This window comes from Agrobacterium vacciniicorymbosi (assembly GCF_040427045.1).
Lineage (GTDB): Bacteria > Pseudomonadota > Alphaproteobacteria > Rhizobiales > Rhizobiaceae > Agrobacterium.
Genome location: NZ_JBETMF010000001.1, coordinates 443,165 through 460,650, shown reverse-complemented (window position 1 = coordinate 460,650; position 17,486 = coordinate 443,165). Strand labels below are relative to the sequence as shown.

Below are 17,486 nucleotides of genomic sequence, written 5' to 3'. Positions count from 1 at the left end.
TTTGCTCACAATACGCTGGCAAGAGCTGTGATGCGTAGATGGTGGAACACGTAATGGTCGAAAAAAATGTCGCGTATAACCGGGATAACCGGGCAGAAGAATTCGCCGACAACGATCCCTTGGCGCAGCTTGCGCGTCTCGTCGGTCAAGAGGATCGTCCTTCCCATGTCGCTTCCCCGGCTGCGCAGCATCCGGCGGAGCGTCGGGAGCCTGAATTCAATCTCGAAGACGAGTTGCTTCGCGAATTCGCGATTTACGATTCGCCACGCTACGAGCCTGTAGCGCTCGATGCGGCCAATGACGTGCGTTCGCCCGTTCCGGCTGGCGAATTCATGCAGCGCGTCGAATCCGTTTTCTCCCGCAAGGAGCCTGAGCTTGCACCGCCTGCGCCTGCGCCTGCGCCAGTCGAGCAATATGCGCCTGCCGAAACGGAAGAGTATCTGGTCGCCGAACATGCGTCCGCCGCGGCTTCCAATCTGCGTGACGATTTCAGCGACGATCCGGAATCGGTCGCGGCCTTGTTCGATGTCGCTCACCGCAACGTCGCTCCTGAGCCGGTTTACGAACCTGCACCCGAGCAGGCTCCTGCCTATGTAGAGCCGGTAACTTATGCCGAGCCACAGCAGCCGGCTACTCAGTATGAAGAGCCTGTCGTTTCCGCGCCGGTCGTTGAAACTCCAGTCCATCATCACGTCGAGCCGTCCGTAGCGCACCAGCCGAACTGGGAGCATATGGCGGAGACGTCTGGCGAAGTGGCCATCGATCTTGCCAGCGAACTGGAGCTGTCCGTGGCGGATGAAGCTCCGGCTCCGCTCCAGGTTTCCCCGCCGATTGCCCGTCGCTCGTCGCTTGACTATTCCAGCCTGCGCCTGCCGCTGGCCAATTTCGGTGCGCCCCGTGCGACGCCGGTTGCGCCAAAAGTAGAGCCTGTCGCTGATGCACCGGCACCTGTTGCCGCGCAGTTCACGCAGCCCATGGAAGCGCCTGCAAATCACGTCGAGCCTGCCATTCCCGCCGGACAGAAGCTGTCAGCGATGGATGAGCTGATCTACGACGTTGCGAAATACGAAATCGGTGGTGTCGTTGCTCCAGCAGCGCGCATCGAGCCGGTTGTGGCCGTTACGCCGCCCGTTGCTGTTGCGCCGACGCCGGTCGTTTCCGCGCCTGTTGCGCCACAGCCGGTTGTTGCGCCGAAGCGTGCAGAGCCAGCCTTTGAGCCAAGTGTTGCAAAGTCCGAGCCCGATCTCAGCGATTTCGATGCGTTCAAGGACGATGATTTCGAGCTTGCTCTTGATGATATCGATTTCGACATCGATCTTTCTGAAATCGCCAATATCGATGTCGCGGTGGCACCAGTGCCACAGCCTGCCGTTGCCCCACAGCCAACGCCTGTTGCGCAGGCCCCGGTCGTTCAGCCGAAGCCTGTTGTAGCACCGCCTGCACCCGCACCTGTTGCTGCAGCGCCCGTTCGTCCGCAGCCTGTCGTGACACCTCCGGTCGCCCGTCAGGAGCCACCACGTCCGGTCACGCCGGTCGTTGTTGCACCGCCTGCTACGCTCGAAAGCCTGCCGTTCGATCCTTCGCAGATCGGTGAGACGGAAGATCAGCCGGAAACCATCACCGAGATGGAAGTGCCGGAACTGCCCGTTGGTGTGTTCGAACCGAAGCCAGCGCCTCGCCGTCAGGAAGAAGATCTCGATCTCGACACCGAGCTTGCGACGCTTTTTGCGCCTGCCGTTTCCGGTGGGCTGGATCGCAACAAGAATGCCGCTCCTCGTCAGGCCCAGCCGCAGCCGAGCCCGGAAGAAGTGGACGAATTCGAACGCGCGCTGGAGCAGGATTTCCGCCGCAGCATGCAGGAAGCCGCAGAAACGCGCGTATCCGGCGAAAGAATCGCACCGACCGATCTTGCCCAGCAGGTTCGCTACTCCGACGACGAACGCGGTGGTGCACGCCGCTGGTTCGTTCCCATGGCAGCCGTTTTGGGCGTCGTTCTGGTCGGCGGCGGTACTTACGCGCTGATGTTCGGCAATGGCAGCGGGCAGGGCTCCAACGGAGCGCCAGTCATCATTTCCGCTGACAGCGAGCCGACCAAGGTCGTGCCTGAAAATCCGGGTGGTCGCGTGGTGCCAAACCAGGATAAGGCGGTTTATGACCGTGTTGCCGGTGGCGCACCTGTCGACCCGAAACAGCCTTCGCTGATTTCCACCAACGAGCAGCCAGTCGATGTGGTTCAGCGCACGTTGATCCCAGAGCAGTTGCCGCTTGAAGGCGAAAACGAAGACATGGATGCGGTCACTTCCACGCCGGTTGGCGAAACGGAAGACCCACGTCTGCTGTCTCCTGAAGAGAAGGCGCAGGCCGCTGAAAATCAGGGCGGTTCGCCGGTCAATGTTTCGCCGCGCAAGGTCCGCACCATGATCGTCAAGCCTGATGGTACGCTGGTTGCACAGGAAGTTCCTGCGCCTGCTGCCTCCGCCCCGCAGGCGGACAAGGTTGAAGAACTAGCCGCACCGAAGGCTAACGCTCCGGCAGAAGGCGCACCGGCTGTAATCTCCGCATCGCGTGTTCCTGTTGCTCCGGCACAGCCAGCCCAGCCACAGACACCGGCTCCGGTTGCCGCTGCACCGAAGCCTGCCCAGACGGCAGCACCGATGCCTGCATCGCGCCCGGCAGCTCAGCCTGCCAATGTCGTGGCGACCGTTACAAATCAGGGCAATGTTCGCCCGGCACCGCCTTCGCAGCCCGCACAGGAAACTGCTGCAGCGCCTACGGCGACGACGAACGCGTCCTCCACGGGTGGCTACTTCGTGCAGGTTGCCTCGCTACCGAGCCAGGCGGAAGCGCAGAAGTCTTACCAAAACCTGTCGGTCAAGTTCGGCTCCGTCATCGGCGGTCGTGGCGTGGACATCAAGGCAGCGGAAATTGCTGGCAAGGGTACGTTCTACCGCGTCCGCATTCCAGCTGGCGACAAGAACGAAGCGGCAGCATTGTGCGAGCGCCTGCGCTCCGCCGGTGGCAGCTGCCTGATTGCCCGCTGATTTTATGCTGACAAGAATTGAAGCCGGGATGGTTCTGCTGTCCCGGCTTTATTTTTGACTGGCTCTTCCATAAACTCGACGTCATCCTCGGGCTCGTCCCGAGGATCTGCCCACATTCAATGTCGGGGTTCGTTGGATCATCGGGACAAGCCCGAGGATGACGGTGGAGAGAGAGGCCTTTCTCGCTCCCGATCCCACACCCCAAACTCATCCCAAGCAGGATACATCCATGACCGACACGAAAGCTATGATCCTTGGCTGTAGCGGCCTGACCCTGACGGAAGACGAAATCGCGCTGTATGAGGCCGAGCGTCCGTGGGGCTTCATTCTGTTCGGGCGCAACATCGGTGATGCCGCGCAGATCACGGACCTCGTGGCGTCCATGCGTGATGCCGTTGGCCGCCCGGATGCTCCTGTGCTGATTGATCAGGAAGGCGGTCGCGTGCAGCGCATTCGTCCGCCTTTGCTGCAATCCTATCCCAATGCGCAGGCGCTGGGTGAAATCTATCTGCGTGATGCGGCTCAAGGTCTGCGCGCCGCATGGCTGATGTCACGCCTGCATGCTTTCGACCTGATGAAGCTCGGCATCACCGTGGATTGCCTGCCGGTTCTCGACGTGCCGGTGGAGGGCGCGAGCAACGTCATCGGCAACCGTGCCTATGGTTTCGATCCGGCGCTGGTGGCTGCCATGGGGCAGGCGGCGGCGGATGGGTTGAAGGCGGGCGGCATGTTGCCGGTCATGAAGCACATTCCCGGCCATGGTCGAGGTCTGGTCGATTCGCATCACGAATTGCCTGTTGTCGATGTTCCCCTGGATGAGCTTGATGCGCATGACTTCGTGCCATTCCGGGCCCTGAACAAGGAACTGATGGCCATGAGCGCGCATCTGGTGTTTACCGCAATCGATGCGCAGCGTCCGGCAACGACATCGCCCATCGTCATCGATGAGATCATTCGCGGGCGGATCGGTTTTGACGGTCTGCTGATCTCCGACGATAGCTCCATGAATGCCCTGAAAGGGACACTCGGCGAGCGCGCTGCCAATATTGTTGCGGGTGGTTGCGATATAGTCTTGCATTGCAACGGCGTGATGGATGAAATGCTGCAAGTCGTGAAGGAAGTGCCCGTTCTTTCCGGCAAGGCTCTGGAGCGTGTTCGGGCTGTCAAGGCTGGTTTCCCGGCTGCTGACGGTGCAGATGAAGCGGCGCTCAGAGACGAATTCAACGCCATGCTGCCGGTTGCCTGATAAGCGACCAGCCGGGCGTCTTTAATGTTGGGCCCGGTGGACGAATGAATGGCGGCAGATAAATCGCGCGGCAGCGCGCCGATGGAAAAGCTCTGGGAGGATATCAAGCCAGAGCGAGCCACCGGTGAAGCAGCATTGATGATCGATGTGGCGGGCTTTGAAGGCCCGCTCGATCTGTTGCTGCATCTTGCCCGCACGCAGAAGGTCGATCTTTCCCGCATTTCCGTACTGGCGCTGGCCGAACAGTATCTCGTGTTCGTGGAGCAGGCACGGCGCGTACGCATCGAACTGGCTGCCGATTATCTGGTCATGGCGGCGTGGCTGGCCTTCCTCAAATCCAAGCTGCTTATTCCTCAGCAAAGCAAGGATGATGGCCCGAGCGGTGAGGAAATGGCTGCAACGCTGGCCTTCCGGCTGAAGCGTCTGGAAGCCATGCGCGAAGCGGCGGAACGTCTGGTCAATCGTAATCAACTGGGCCGTGACGTTTTCGCCCGTGGTACGCCGGAGCATATTCCCCACAAAAGCCGCTCCTCTTTCGAGGCAAGCCTTTACGATCTGCTAAGCGCCTATGCCAATTTGCGTCAGCGCCAAGCCATCACTCAGGTTACCATTGAAAAACGGGATGTCTGGTCGCTGGTCGATGCGCGCGAGTTGCTGACTTCCATGCTGGGCGAAATCGGCGAGTGGACGGAGCTGGATCGCTATCTGTTGCAATATGTTGCCGACCCTGCCATGCGGGCGACAGCGATGGCGAGTGCCTTTGCCGCCTCGCTGGAACTGGTGCGCGAGGGATCGCTGGAGATTCGTCAGGACGGCGCGTTCCAGCCGATTTTCATGCGCAAAGGGTCTGGCCGTGAAAGGACACGTGATGTCGAGTGAACTGGATGCGGATGATAATGCCGTCGTGACAGATGGGGTGGGATTCGAACCCACGGTCACCGAGCGGCAGCTGAAAGACGCCGAGCGCATTGCTGAGGCCTTGATCTTTGCGTCTGCGCAGCCCGTGTCCGAAGCCTTCATTGCCGAGCGTGTGCCGAAAAGTATCGATGTTGCGGCGCTGCTGTGGAAGCTCAAGGGCGTCTATGCCGAGCGCGGCGTCAACCTTATTCAGGTTGGCGGAAACTGGGCCTTCCGCACGGCAGGCGATCTCTCCTTCGTCATTCGCATGGATGAGAAAGAGCCGAAGAAGCTTTCGAGGGCTGCTTTGGAAGTGCTGGCCATCATCGCTTATCACCAACCGGTAACGCGCGCGGAAATCGAGGAAATCCGCGGCGTGCAGACGTCGCGCGGTACGCTGGATGTGCTGATGGAAGCGGGCTGGGTGCGGTTTCGTGGACGGCGCAGAACGCCGGGTCGGCCAGTGACCATGGGAACGACGGTGGAGTTTCTCGATCATTTCGGGCTGGAAGAACTGCGCGATCTGCCGGGGCTGGATGAATTGAAGGGAGCAGGGCTGCTCTCTGGTCGCATCCCGTCCAACTTCGGTATCCCACTGCCATCCATGAGCGATGAGCTGACCGAGGACGAAGATCCGATCACGCAGCTCGATCTGGAAGAACTCGGGCTGCTAGCACCCAGCGGCGACGAGCCGGAAAGCTGAGCGCATTCTATTGTTGCCGTCATCACAAAGAGTTGCCAACATTTGGCAACCAGCGGATTTATAGTGTCTTATCGTTTGTTGATAGCCATTTTGGTGTTTGAAAAACCTCCGCAAACGTCTTACATCGGATCAAAGCAAAATTCAGGGAGTTTGCGTTATGGGTTCTTTTAGTGTGTGGCATTGGCTAATCGTTCTGGTCATCGTGCTGGTCCTTTTCGGTCGCGGCAAGATTCCGGAACTGATGGGCGATGTTGCAAAGGGTATCAAGAGCTTCAAAAAGGGCATGGCTGACGAAGACAACACGCCACCGCCAGCAGCAGACCCAACCAGCAACGTCAATTCCAAGACGGTCGACCACAAGGCTGACGAGATCAAGTAATCGATCTTGCGGCGCGGGCTGAAAATCGGGCCGCACCCTTAGGCGTCTCAGGAGCTTTGTGATGTTTGATATCGGCTGGAGCGAGTTGCTGGTGATTGCGGTCGTCTTGATCGTTGTCGTTGGCCCAAAAGACTTGCCGCCCATGATCCGCGCCTTCGGTAAGACGATGGCGGGATTGCGCAAGATGGCGGGAGATTTCCGCACGCAGTTCGATGAGGCCTTGAAAGAGGCTGACATGGACGACGTGCGCCAGACGATTTCCGACGTGCGCAATCTCAACCCGACGAATTCGCTGCGCGATGCGATGAACCCGCTTCGCCAGCTGGGCAATGAAATCCGCTCCGATCTTCAGGGCGCGGCGACACCGTCAGGTTCTGCGGCAACCAGCGCACCCGCCGGTGCGCCTTCGGTCAGCCTCTCCGAGCCAGAGATGAAGCTGCCGGATGGTCCGCCTGCGATTGCGACTGACGCTGCATCTGTGGCAGCTGGCGTTGCCACTGGCCCAGCCACCGCGGCACCGACCACGGTCCCCGCGTCCGTCGCACCATCAGCTGTCGCCACCGCCGCAGTCGCGCCATCGGCTACACCTTCCGAGAAGCCGAAAGCTGTGCGCAAACGCGCGCCTGCCAAGTCCGCTCAGGAAGTGGAAGCCGAAACGGTTGCGGCAAAGCCGAAGCGTGCGGCCAAAACTGTTTCCGCCAAGACGGAAGCCGCGACATCCGCCAGTGCTAAGCCTGTTGCGCCGAAAAGCAGCAAGCCTGCCGCCTTGACCGACGTTGCCGCAAAGGCTTCCCGCGTTAAGGCTGCAAAGGCCACGGTCGAGGCTGGCAAGCCCATGGTCGCGAAGGCCAAGGCAATGGTGAAAAAGACCGATACGGAACAGACGGCGGCGGCAACGCCTGCCAAAACAGTGAAGACGGCCAAGGCCAAGAAGGGTGAAGCATGAGTGGGGAAACCGATGATAAGCCACAGCCGCTTATCGAACACCTCATGGAACTGCGCACGCGACTGATCTGGTCGCTCGGTGCTTTCTTCGTAGCCTTTATCGCCTGTTTCGCCGTTGCCAAGCATCTCTTCAACCTGCTGGTCATTCCTTATAAATGGGCGGTGATCTGGGCCGGGCTGGATGTTGCCAAGTCCTCGCTGATCTACACCGCGCCGCAGGAGTTCTTCTTCACGCAGATCAAGGTCGCCATGTTTGGCGCGCTGGTCATCTCCTTCCCGGTCATCGCCTCGCAGCTCTACAAGTTCGTGGCACCGGGCCTTTACAAGAACGAACGTGCGGCGTTTTTGCCGTTCCTGATCGCGTCTCCGCTGCTGTTTCTTCTGGGCGGTGCGCTGGTCTATTTCTTCTTCACGCCCATGGTCATGTGGTTCTTCCTTGCCATGCAGCAGCTGCCTGAGGATGGTGAAGTTGCGATTTCGCTGATGCCGAAGGTGTCGGAATATCTCAGCCTCATTATGACGCTGGTGCTGTCCTTCGGTCTGGTGTTCCAGCTGCCTGTTGTCACCACGCTGCTGGCACGCGTCGGTCTTTTGACTAGCCAATGGCTGAAGGAAAAACGCAAATTTGCGATTGTCGGTGCCTTCGTCGTGGCCGCCGTGCTGACACCGCCGGACCCGATGTCCCAAATCGGTCTTGCGTTGCCCGCAATCCTTCTCTACGAGATTTCCATACATTTGGCTCGACTCGTGGAGAAGAAGCGCGCTGAGGAAAATGCAGGCCGTGAGCTTGAAAATTCCAGTGACGACTGACGGTTTTCGTCAGAACCTTCTTCAAACGCCGGGCCATTCGTCCCGGCGTTTTGTTTTTCAAAACATGATGCAAATTACGGTCTGGAACCACGATGCACGACATTAAATGGATACGCGAAAACCCTGAAGCTTTCGACGCGGGCCTTGCCCGTCGCAATGCCGAGCCGCAATCCGCAAGCCTGATTGCGCTCGACGAAAAGCGCCGCTCCGTCATCCAGACCCTGCAGGACATGCAGTCCCGCCGCAACGCCGCCTCCAAGGAAATCGGCGCGGCGATGGCGCAGAAGAACATGGAACTGGCCGAAAAGCTCAAGGCCGAAGTCGCCGACATCAAGGAAACCATGCCGCGCCTCGAAGAAGAGGATCGTCAGGTTTCGGCTGAGTTGACCGATGCCCTATCGCGCATTCCCAACCTGCCGTTCGATGACGTGCCCGTGGGCAAGGATGAGCATGACAATGTGGTCGCCCGCGTCGTTGGCCAGAAGCCCGGCTGGAACCACGCTGCCAAGGAGCATTACGAAATCGGTGAAGCGCTCGGCTACATGGATTTCGACCGTGCCGCCAAGCTGTCCGGTTCGCGTTTCACCGTGCTGACCAGCCAGATCGCCCGGCTGGAGCGTGCGCTCGGCCAGTTCATGATCGACCTGCACACGAGTGAGCATGGTTACACGGAAGTGTCGTCGCCGCTGATGGTACGCGACGAAGCGATGTATGGCACCGGCCAGCTTCCGAAGTTTGCCGAAGACCTGTTCAAGACCACCGACGGTCGTTGGCTGATCCCGACTGCCGAGGTCACGCTGACCAACCTCGTATCAGGTGAAATTCTGGAGCAGGAAAAGCTGCCGCTGCGCTTCACCGCACTGACTCCGTCCTTCCGCTCGGAAGCAGGTTCTGCCGGTCGCGATACGCGCGGCATGCTGCGCCAGCACCAGTTCTGGAAGTGCGAACTCGTCTCGATCACGGATGCTGAAAGCGCAATCGAAGAGCACGAGCGTATGACCGCCTGTGCTGAAGAGGTGCTGAAGCGTCTTGGTCTGCATTTCCGCACCATGACGCTGTGCACCGGCGACATGGGCTTTGGCGCACGCAAGACCTACGATCTCGAAGTCTGGTTGCCCGGTCAGGATACCTTCCGCGAAATCTCGTCCTGCTCTGTCTGTGGCGATTTCCAGGGACGGCGCATGGATGCGCGCTACCGCGCCAAGGGCGAGAAGGCGACGAAGTTCGTCCACACGCTCAACGGTTCCGGCACGGCTGTCGGTCGCTGCCTGATCGCGGTTCTGGAGAATTACCTGAACGAGGATGGTTCGGTGACGATACCGGACGTGCTGCTGCCCTACATGGGCGGTCTGACGCGGATCGAAAAGGCTGTTTGAGCTTCTCGGTCATCACGGCCTAAGTTGCTGCTGTGTGGTCGGGGAAATGCTGAGTGTAAACGCCCACCTCCGTCATCCCGCACTTGATGCGGGATCCAGTCAGACCAAGTCTTTGGTCTGAAAAAGAGTCTTCCTGCCTTGCAGACGCAAGGCCGCTGGATCCCGCATCAAGTGCGGGATGACGAGGATGGAGAGGGCAGCGTGTGAAAAAATTGACGTCGGGAGAACACCATGCGGATATTGCTGACGAATGATGATGGCATTCATGCCGAAGGGCTGGCGGTGCTGGAGCGTATCGCTCGTACCATTTCCGATGACGTTTGGATCGTGGCACCTGAAACCGACCAGAGCGGCCTTGCCCATTCGCTGACGCTGTCTGAGCCTCTGCGTCTGCGCAAGATTTCCGACAAGCATTTCGCACTGCGTGGCACGCCGACCGATTGCGTCATCATGGGTGTACGCGAAGTGTTGCCTGGCAAGCCTGACCTCATCCTTTCGGGTGTCAATGCCGGTGCCAACATGGCCGATGACGTGACCTATTCCGGCACCATTGCCGGTGCCATCGAAGGCACGTTGCAGGGTGTGCGCTCCTTTGCGCTGAGTCAGGCCTTTGCCTATACCGGCCACGCCGAACGCGTCGTGCCATGGGAAGTGGCGGAGGCTTTTGCGCCCGATCTCATTCGCAAGTTGATCGATGTCGATCTTCCCAGTGAAACCTTCCTCAATCTCAATTTCCCCAATTGCGCGCCCGCCGATGTGAAGGGTGTGAGCGTCACTGAACAGGGCAAGCTCGATTTCGGCCTGACGGTCGACCAGCGCCAGGATGGTCGCGGCCTTCCCTATTACTGGCTGCGCTTTGGTGAGCGGCTTGGCAATTTCCGCGAAGGCACCGATATCCATGCGGTCAAGGACGGCCAGATTTCGGTCACGCCGCTCAAGCTTGACCTGACGGATTATACCGTGAAGGATCGCGTGGCGGCGGCGCTTGGGCTTGGAGTGAAAGATTGAAATCAGCAATGGTCGAGAAAGAGGGCTTTGCAGCCCTTGTGCTGCGGTTGAGAGCCGAAGGCATTTCCGATATCGACCTGTTGACGGCGGTCGAACAGACGCCGCGCTCGCAATTCGTGCCCGCACAGTTTGCGGCGGAAGCCTATTCCAGCCGCACCATTCCCATTGATTGCGGTGCCTTCATGGAAAGCGCCGATATGGCTGTGAAGACGGTTCACCGTCTTCAGGTCAAGCCGGGTCAGCGCGTGCTGGAAATCGGCACCGGCAGTGGTTTCATGACGGCTGTGCTGGGAAAACGCGCTGAGCGTGTCGTCTCGATAGAGCGTTATAAAACGCTGGTGCAGATGGCGCAAAACCGCATGGATGATCTCGGCATCCGCAATGTGGTGATTCGCCAGGCGGATGGAACGAACGGTCTGGTGGGCGAGGGTACCTTCGACCGAATCATCTCTACGGCAGCATTTACAGCCATGCCGCGCTTTTTTACCGAGCAGATTGTCTCCGGCGGCATGATGATTGCCCCCATTATCATGGAGGATGGGCGCTGCATCATGACCCGTTTCTCCAAGACCGGCAGCCGCTTCGAGCGTGAAGAGATGTTTGAAACGCCCTATCTGCCTATCGAAACCCACATAGCGCGCTATCTGTAGCAGAATGAAATTCCGCTGCCAAAAGTGGAACGAAAGCAGATTTTTTCCAAGTCTTTGATTTGAAATTATTTTCCCGTCAATTTTTGCGAAAAATGGCGCGTATTCCGGCGTTTCATGGTTATCGAAGTGTCAAAAAATGTTCGAAGACCTTAACGTTTTAACGGCGTGGTAACACTAACGCGCTTTAATCAACCTCATCAACGCATGGTTTTCCCGTCACGGGAGAGGGGCCTTGCAGAGTGTTGTTAGAGCCGGATCGATCCCGATGCGGCGGTTGGCGTCAGTGTAGATCGAGTCATGCGTATGAGTAATTCGCCTAAAATCGGAAAATCAATCGCAAAGATGTTCGCAGCGGCATTGCTGGCAAGCGTCGCAACGGGTTGTAGCTCGGACGCCACGCGATTTGGCGGCCTCTTTTCCAGTGGACCGGACCAAATGACGACCGCATCCATTCCAAACCGCACAGCCGGTGGCGCTTACGGGCAGGCTCCTGTCCCGCAGGGTGATGTGAACAGCGGTGGTTATGCGTCGTCTGCACCGCAGGGTGGCTACGCGAACCAGAATTCGGCCCGTAATTCGGCCATGAACCAGCCTTACCCCGCTTCCAACGGCGGCTACGGTTCGGTTCAGCCATCGTCGGCACGTACGGCTTCGTCTTCTGCGCCTATTCAGCGCTCAGAGCTTGCCGCTCCGTCGCCAGCGACCAATCGCGATCCATCCACGCGTAGTCAGGCAATGGCGCAGCCATTCCCGTCTGCCACGGCGAATTCGGCGCCGTCGGTGGCATCGGCCCGCGTTCCTGCCAGCAGCGGTGACAACCTGTCCACCGGCTCGATCAAGGCCGATGGTAATGGCTGGCACACGGATGGTGCTTCTTCGGTCACTTTGAAGTCCGGCGAAACGATTGCGACGCTGTCGAAGCGTTACGGCGTTCCTGAAAAGGCTCTGCTTCAGGCAAACGGCCTTTCCAGCGCCTCTGCCGCGGCACCCGGCCAGTCGGTCATCATTCCCAAGTTCGGTCAGTCCCGCAATGCAGCCCGCGCTGCTTCCGGCAATATCGATCTGAGCAAGAACAACAACGGTCCAGCGCCAACGCGTGGTCCTGAGCAGAATGTAGCCGTGCTGCCTTCGCAGAATGCAGCGCGTGACAAGGCCTCGGCAGAAGCCGGCAAACTGACGCCTCCAGGCGGCAAGCCACTTCCTCCGACCGGCGGCTACAAGGTTCAGACCGGTGACAGCCTTGCGAAGATTGCCCGTGCAAACGGCGTTTCCGTTGCTGATCTGAAGTCTGCCAACGGTATCACCGACGGCAACATCCGCATCGGCCAGACGCTTAAAATTCCGGGTGCAGGCACGGATGGCATCAAGACGGCTTCCGTTCAGCATCAGCCAGCGGCGCAGCCAGCAGCAACCAAGCCGGTGGAAGCACCAGCCGTTGCCAAGGCTGAAATGCCCAAGGCACCTGCTGCTGAAGCCAGCGTCAGCGATGTTGAGAAGAAGTCCGACATGGCGTCGCTTGCGCCAGAATCCACGGGCATCGGCAAATATCGTTGGCCGGTTCGTGGTGCCGTTATCTCCGGCTTCGGTGAAAATGTTGATGGCAGCCGTAACGATGGTATCAACATTTCCGTGCCTGAGGGTACGCCGATCAAGGCTGCGGAAAACGGTGTCGTCATCTACTCCGGCAACGGCCTGAAACAGCTGGGCAACACGGTTCTGATCCGCCACGACGACGGTCGCGTCACCGTCTATGGCAACGCCGCCAGCCTTGACGTGCAGCGTGGCCAGAAGGTTCAGCGCGGCCAGACCATTGCGTCGTCAGGCATGACCGGCAGCGCCAAGCGTCCACAGGTTCACTTCGAAGTCCGCAAGGATGCTACCCCGGTGAACCCATCCTCTTTCCTTGAATAGGTATTGCGTCTCAAGGGTCGAAAAAGCCGGGTCAACGCCCGGCTTTTTCACGTTTCAGGCTCTGGTCAGACCCACCGTTCGTTCGATGAAGTCGGCAATCGTTGCCGTGTCGTCCAGATCGAACACCGGTAACGCGGTATCCGGCACGGCGTGATCGGTGGCGATGGCGACGATATGCGGATCGGTCGGCGCTAAGGGCTCGGTCTTGGCCGCTTCCAGCCTGCGGGCCTCGATCTTGGGAACGGGCTCGTATTTATAGCCCTCGATGAGAACCAGATCGCAGGGCGCGATGCGCGCCAGAATATCCTCGAAGGATGGCTCGGGGCCGCCCCGAAGCTCGTGCATGATGGCAAAGCGGGTGCCTGACACGATGGTGACTTCATGCGCACCCGCCTGCCTGTGCCGCCAGCTATCGGCGCCGACCTTGTCGATATCGAAATCATGATGCGCATGCTTGATGGTGGAGACGCGGTACCCGCGCGCCGTGAGCTCGGTCACGATGCGAACGGCAAGGCCGGTCTTGCCGGAGTTTTTCCAGCCGGAAATACCGAATACTTTCTGGGTCATGCATTCATACTCTTGAAAAACGCCTCCGCCGTCGCAAGCTCATCCGGCGTGTTGATGTTATAGAATGGGTCGATGGAGGCCGTGGCACTCTCGACTGGGGAAAAAGACACGCCAAGCGTGGAATGTCGCGCCAGAAAGCTGCGAATGCGGCGGTTGTTGTCATCCGCCAGCCAATGCTCCAGATCGTCAGCGATGGAGATGGGCCATAGCCCAAAGACCGGATGCACATGACCGCTGGAGGCTGCGATGACGATGGCATTGTCGCCGGTAATATGATCCGCAAGCCGCGATGAAAGATCTGCCGGGAAGAAAGGACTGTCTGCCGGGACCGTCAGGAAATGTGTCGCTTGCGGAGCGTGGATAGCGAAGTGACGCATGCCTGCCAGAATGCCCGCCAGTGGACCGGCATGACCGGGCGTGGTGTCTGGCACCAGCGGCAGGCCGAATGCCTCAGCCCAGCTCTCAGGCGCATTCAAGGCCAGCGTGGAAACCTGTGGGGCAACGCGCTCGATGACATGCGACAGCAGCGGCTGGCCACCCAGCGGGCTCAGCGCCTTGTTCGTTCCCATACGTCGGGAAAGTCCACCGGCCAGAATGAGGCCCGGCATGGTGTTTTCAATACTGCTCATGCTTTGCCTTGCTGCACGCTGTTCCGGTGGTTGCGTTCCTGCATGCCGGTATAAGCGCTTGCCATAAGGGCAAGAGCGGCAATGATCAACATGACCAGCAGGAGCGGTGTGGTCCCGGCCTCTTTCGACAGAAGAGATGAGGCCAGTACGGCAAGAGCAGCGCCGCCTCCAATCGTCAGCGCTCCTCCCAGGCCCGATGCGGAACCGGCCAGATGCGGCTGGACATTGACCATACCCGCATTGGCGCTGGGCAAGGTGACTCCGTTTCCAATACCGATCAGCGCGAGCGGCAGGAAAAACTCGTAGTGGCTGTTCAGGTCAAGAAGGGGCAAGCTAATGGCACCGATGATGCCGATGGTGGAGATGCCATTTCCGGCTACCATCATCCGCGCGATCCCGACGCGTTGCGCATAGCGACCGGACAGGAAGTTTCCGAGCATGTAGCCGCCCGCCATGAAAAAGAACTGCATGCCGAGCGTGGCTGGCGTCAGTTCGTAAAGGACGCTGCCAACGAAGGGCGCGCCGCCGAGGAAGGAGAAGAACAGGCCGGAGGTAAAGGTGGAGGTAAGCGCATAACCCCAGAAGCGGCTGGAGCGCAAAAGCTGCGGCCACGCCTGAAATTGGGCGGAGAAGCTTGCTGATTTCTGACGGTTGGTTTCACCCAGATCGAAAAAGACCAGAAACAGCATCGCTGCGCCGCATGAGGCGACAAGGAAAAAGCTGGACTGCCAGCCGGAGAAATCATTGAGGAAACCGCCTATCGTGGGACCAACCATGGGAACCACGGACATGCCCATGGTGACGTAGCCGATCATCGAGGCGGCACGATCCGCAGGCACCATGTCGCGAACGATGGCGCGGGATAGAACGAAGCCCGAGGCAATGACGGCCTGAAACAGCCGCCCGATCATGAAGACGGTGATGTTGGGAGCAATAGCGCAAACCACCGTTGCGATCACCATGATCACAAGAGCGCCCAGAAGAACGGGACGGCGACCGAAGAGGTCGGATAGCGGGCCGATGATCAGTTGCACCACCGCTGTGGCGGCCAGATAGCCTGATACGGCAAATTGCATGACCGCGTAATCGGTCTCGAAATACACCGCCATGGCGGCAAGCGAGGGCAGAAAGATATTCATGCAGAGCGCCGCAACGCCGGACACCAGAACAAGCGTTCCGATATGCGGCGGCGTCGATCTGTCGAGGAAGCGAACGGACTTCATTGTATTCTCGTAGACGTCTTCGCAAGCGGCGGCTGATGACGCCTGCTTTCACGATAGAATGTGTAAAGGCCGGACGTGACGATGATGGCCGTGCCAAGCAAAATCCATGAATTCAAACTGTCTTCGAACACGAAATAGCCGATTGAAAAAGCCCAGATCATGCTCGTATAGCGGAAAGGTGCGACGAAGGCGATATCGCCGCTGCGCATGGACAGAATGACCGCCTGATATCCAACGACGACCAGAATGGCGGCGGCGAAGAGATGTGACCAGACATAACCATCCATCGGCTGCCAGCCACCGAAGGGCACGATGAGGGCTGCACCGAACAGCGTGTTGACGACAGCGGTGGTCATCGTCACCGTCAGCGACGGAATGTCCGTATACATGCGCCGTGTCAGAAGATCACGGCCTGCGGTGACGAAGACGGCGCCGACGACCAGCAGCGCTGCTGTTGTAAAACCATCCGGGCCGGGCCGCAGAATGATGAGCACGCCAACGAAGCCAACAAGGATCGCTGTCCAGCGCCGCCAGCCGACAGGCTCGCGCAGAAAAATGGCAGCTCCTAGCGTCACCGCCAGTGGCAGCGACTGCATGATGGCGGAGACATTGGCGAAACCCATGGTCGCCAGCGCGCGCAGATAGAGAATGGAGGCCCCGACTTCACACAGACAGCGCAGCAGGATGATGGGCCGAAGAATGGTCTTTAGCGGCCTTAAGGCTCCCATATGACGGGCGATGACATAGACTAGAGCGCAGGTCATCAGGCCGCGGACGAAGAGGATTTGACCTGTGTTGATGTAGGGGGTGACGGATTTGGTGAATGCGTCGTTGACCGTAAAGCAGGCCATCGCGAGCGCCATGAGCAACGCGCCGCGCGTATTATCCGTCAATGCCATTATTCCAAATCCCAGATACGAAACGGCGTCGATGCACATCGTACGACTCCGCCCACTCCTCTTACATTGAATGGGTGACACGCTGCTATTGGGAATTCAATCGAATAATTTCAGCAGACTTGAATAAAGGCCGATCAACCGCCGGTCACGCTCATATGGCGCGCAACGGCTGGACGCTTGTGGGTGCGGTCGATGATGAAGTCATGACCCTTGGGTTTGCGAAGGATCGCATCGTCAATTGCTTGCGACAGAAGCGCATTGTCATCGGATGCGCGCAGCGCCGTGCGAAGATCGGCAGCATCGTCCTGGCCAAGGCACATATAGAGCGTGCCGGTGCAGGTCAGTCGCACACGGTTGCAGCTTTCGCAGAAATTATGGGTCATCGGCGTGATGAAGCCAAGCCTGCCGCCGGTTTCTTTGACGGAGACATACCGGGCCGGGCCGCCGGTCTGGTAGCCGATGTCATCAAGCGTGAACTGCTCTTCCAGCGAGGCCCGAACCTGCGACAGTGGAAGATAACGATCCGTGCGGTCTTCCTCGATCTCACCCATCGGCATGGTTTCGATGACGGTGAGGTCCATGCCGCGCTCATGCGCGAACTGCATGAGCTGAGGGATTTCATGCTCGTTGAAATCCTTGAGGGCGACAGCATTCAGCTTGATCTTGAGGCCAGCGTCGAGCGCCGCATCGATACCGCCCATGACCTTGGAGAAATCTCCCCAGCGGGTGATCTGCTTGAACTTGTCAGGGTCGAGCGTATCAAGAGAGACATTGATGCGCCGTACGCCGCAATCGAACAGCTCGGCTGCATGGGTAGCCAGCTGCGATCCGTTGGTGGTAAGCGTCAACTCGTCCAGCGTGCCTGTCTGAACATGGCGACCGAGATCTCGCACCAGCTGCATGATGTTCTTGCGCACCAGCGGCTCGCCGCCCGTCAGCCTGATCTTGCGCACGCCTTTCGTGATGAAGGCGGAACAGAGTCGATCCAGCTCTTCCAGCGTCAGAAGATCCTTTTTGGGCAGGAAGGTCATATGTTCCGACATGCAATAGGTGCAGCGGAAATCGCAGCGGTCTGTCACGGAGACGCGCAGGTAGGTTACAGCCCGGCCGAAGGGGTCAACCATCGGGGCATTGCTTTCCGTCAGGGATTGCGCTTTGGGGAGCGATCCGAGGAAGCTGTTCAAGCTGAAATCTCCATTGCA

At 59.1% G+C, this 17,486-nt stretch carries 16 protein-coding genes; 11 read left to right on the top strand and 5 right to left on the bottom strand.

What is annotated here, in order from left to right:
* The first annotated feature begins 53 nt into the window (after positions 1-53).
* From ABUK73_RS02345 to ABUK73_RS02295, 11 genes are all read left to right on the top strand, one after another.
* Positions 54-3,041: an SPOR domain-containing protein gene (locus ABUK73_RS02345; RefSeq protein ID WP_353575860.1), complete on the top strand. Its 2,988-nt coding sequence runs from the start codon at positions 54-56 to the stop codon at positions 3,039-3,041.
* Between the two features lie 229 nt (positions 3,042-3,270).
* Positions 3,271-4,287, top strand: a complete 1,017-nt coding sequence (gene nagZ / locus ABUK73_RS02340; protein ID WP_353575859.1) for a beta-N-acetylhexosaminidase — start codon at positions 3,271-3,273, stop codon at positions 4,285-4,287.
* 48 nt (positions 4,288-4,335) lie between these two features.
* Positions 4,336-5,166 carry a segregation and condensation protein A gene (locus tag ABUK73_RS02335; RefSeq protein WP_353575858.1) on the top strand — a complete coding sequence of 277 codons (831 nt, stop codon included), beginning with the start codon at positions 4,336-4,338 and terminating at the stop codon, positions 5,164-5,166.
* Positions 5,156-5,887: an SMC-Scp complex subunit ScpB gene (gene scpB, locus ABUK73_RS02330; RefSeq protein WP_353575857.1), complete on the top strand. Its 732-nt coding sequence runs from the start codon at positions 5,156-5,158 to the stop codon at positions 5,885-5,887. Before ABUK73_RS02335 ends, scpB begins: the two co-directional genes overlap by 11 nt.
* Before the next feature lie 157 nt (positions 5,888-6,044).
* Positions 6,045-6,266, top strand: coding sequence for a twin-arginine translocase TatA/TatE family subunit (locus ABUK73_RS02325; RefSeq protein ID WP_113088284.1), 222 nt, complete (start codon positions 6,045-6,047; stop codon positions 6,264-6,266).
* A 61-nt stretch (positions 6,267-6,327) separates the two neighbouring features.
* Positions 6,328-7,212, top strand: coding sequence for a Sec-independent protein translocase protein TatB (gene tatB, locus ABUK73_RS02320; RefSeq protein ID WP_353575856.1), 885 nt, complete (start codon positions 6,328-6,330; stop codon positions 7,210-7,212).
* Positions 7,209-8,021 carry a twin-arginine translocase subunit TatC gene (tatC, locus tag ABUK73_RS02315; protein ID WP_113088282.1) on the top strand — a complete coding sequence of 271 codons (813 nt, stop codon included), beginning with the start codon at positions 7,209-7,211 and terminating at the stop codon, positions 8,019-8,021. The genes tatB and tatC overlap by 4 nt, the downstream gene beginning before the upstream one ends.
* Before the next feature lie 92 nt (positions 8,022-8,113).
* Positions 8,114-9,397 (top strand): serine--tRNA ligase, encoded by a 1,284-nt coding sequence (gene serS, locus ABUK73_RS02310; protein ID WP_353575855.1) that lies wholly within the window; start codon positions 8,114-8,116, stop codon positions 9,395-9,397.
* 231 nt (positions 9,398-9,628) lie between these two features.
* Positions 9,629-10,405 (top strand): 5'/3'-nucleotidase SurE, encoded by a 777-nt coding sequence (gene surE, locus ABUK73_RS02305; RefSeq protein ID WP_353575854.1) that lies wholly within the window; start codon positions 9,629-9,631, stop codon positions 10,403-10,405.
* Positions 10,402-11,055, top strand: a complete 654-nt coding sequence (locus tag ABUK73_RS02300; RefSeq protein ID WP_353575853.1) for a protein-L-isoaspartate(D-aspartate) O-methyltransferase — start codon at positions 10,402-10,404, stop codon at positions 11,053-11,055. Before surE ends, ABUK73_RS02300 begins: the two co-directional genes overlap by 4 nt.
* A gap of 297 nt (positions 11,056-11,352) precedes the next feature.
* Entirely contained in the window at positions 11,353-12,966 is a 1,614-nt protein-coding gene (locus tag ABUK73_RS02295) for a peptidoglycan DD-metalloendopeptidase family protein (protein WP_454892311.1), read from the top strand.
* Positions 12,967-13,020: 54 nt separating this feature from the next.
* Here ABUK73_RS02295 and mobB read toward each other — a convergent pair whose 3' ends face one another.
* The 5 genes from mobB to moaA all read right to left on the bottom strand — a co-directional run bounded on the left by mobB (position 13,021) and on the right by moaA (position 17,468).
* Positions 13,021-13,533, bottom strand: coding sequence for a molybdopterin-guanine dinucleotide biosynthesis protein B (gene mobB, locus ABUK73_RS02290; RefSeq protein ID WP_353575852.1), 513 nt, complete (start codon positions 13,531-13,533; stop codon positions 13,021-13,023).
* Positions 13,530-14,162, bottom strand: a complete 633-nt coding sequence (mobA, locus tag ABUK73_RS02285) for a molybdenum cofactor guanylyltransferase MobA (protein WP_353575851.1) — start codon at positions 14,160-14,162, stop codon at positions 13,530-13,532. Before mobA ends, mobB begins: the two co-directional genes overlap by 4 nt.
* A complete protein-coding gene (locus ABUK73_RS02280) occupies positions 14,159-15,385 on the bottom strand; it encodes a multidrug effflux MFS transporter (protein ID WP_353575850.1) in 1,227 nt (408 codons plus the stop codon). Before ABUK73_RS02280 ends, mobA begins: the two co-directional genes overlap by 4 nt.
* Entirely contained in the window at positions 15,382-16,284 is a 903-nt protein-coding gene (locus ABUK73_RS02275) for a DMT family transporter (protein WP_353575849.1), read from the bottom strand. Before ABUK73_RS02275 ends, ABUK73_RS02280 begins: the two co-directional genes overlap by 4 nt.
* 134 nt (positions 16,285-16,418) lie before the next feature.
* Complete coding sequence (gene moaA, locus ABUK73_RS02270; protein ID WP_454892310.1) at positions 16,419-17,468, bottom strand: GTP 3',8-cyclase MoaA; 1,050 nt, start codon at positions 17,466-17,468, stop codon at positions 16,419-16,421.
* Positions 17,469-17,486 lie beyond the last annotated feature (18 nt).

Bases quoted from the DNA above. Each gene is read 5' to 3' on its own strand.
- ABUK73_RS02345 (WP_353575860.1), top strand. From the start codon at position 54: ATGGTCGAAAAAAATGTCGCGTATAACCGGGATAACCGGGCAGAAGAA.
- nagZ (WP_353575859.1), top strand. From the start codon at position 3,271: ATGACCGACACGAAAGCTATGATCCTTGGCTGTAGCGGCCTGACCCTG.
- ABUK73_RS02335 (WP_353575858.1), top strand. From the start codon at position 4,336: ATGGCGGCAGATAAATCGCGCGGCAGCGCGCCGATGGAAAAGCTCTGG.
- scpB (WP_353575857.1), top strand. From the start codon at position 5,156: ATGTCGAGTGAACTGGATGCGGATGATAATGCCGTCGTGACAGATGGG.
- ABUK73_RS02325 (WP_113088284.1), top strand. From the start codon at position 6,045: ATGGGTTCTTTTAGTGTGTGGCATTGGCTAATCGTTCTGGTCATCGTG.
- tatB (WP_353575856.1), top strand. From the start codon at position 6,328: ATGTTTGATATCGGCTGGAGCGAGTTGCTGGTGATTGCGGTCGTCTTG.
- tatC (WP_113088282.1), top strand. From the start codon at position 7,209: ATGAGTGGGGAAACCGATGATAAGCCACAGCCGCTTATCGAACACCTC.
- serS (WP_353575855.1), top strand. From the start codon at position 8,114: ATGCACGACATTAAATGGATACGCGAAAACCCTGAAGCTTTCGACGCG.
- surE (WP_353575854.1), top strand. From the start codon at position 9,629: ATGCGGATATTGCTGACGAATGATGATGGCATTCATGCCGAAGGGCTG.
- ABUK73_RS02295 (WP_454892311.1), top strand. From the start codon at position 11,353: ATGCGTATGAGTAATTCGCCTAAAATCGGAAAATCAATCGCAAAGATG.
- mobB (WP_353575852.1), bottom strand. From the start codon at position 13,533: ATGACCCAGAAAGTATTCGGTATTTCCGGCTGGAAAAACTCCGGCAAG.
- mobA (WP_353575851.1), bottom strand. From the start codon at position 14,162: ATGAGCAGTATTGAAAACACCATGCCGGGCCTCATTCTGGCCGGTGGA.
- ABUK73_RS02280 (WP_353575850.1), bottom strand. From the start codon at position 15,385: ATGAAGTCCGTTCGCTTCCTCGACAGATCGACGCCGCCGCATATCGGA.
- ABUK73_RS02275 (WP_353575849.1), bottom strand. From the start codon at position 16,284: ATGGCATTGACGGATAATACGCGCGGCGCGTTGCTCATGGCGCTCGCG.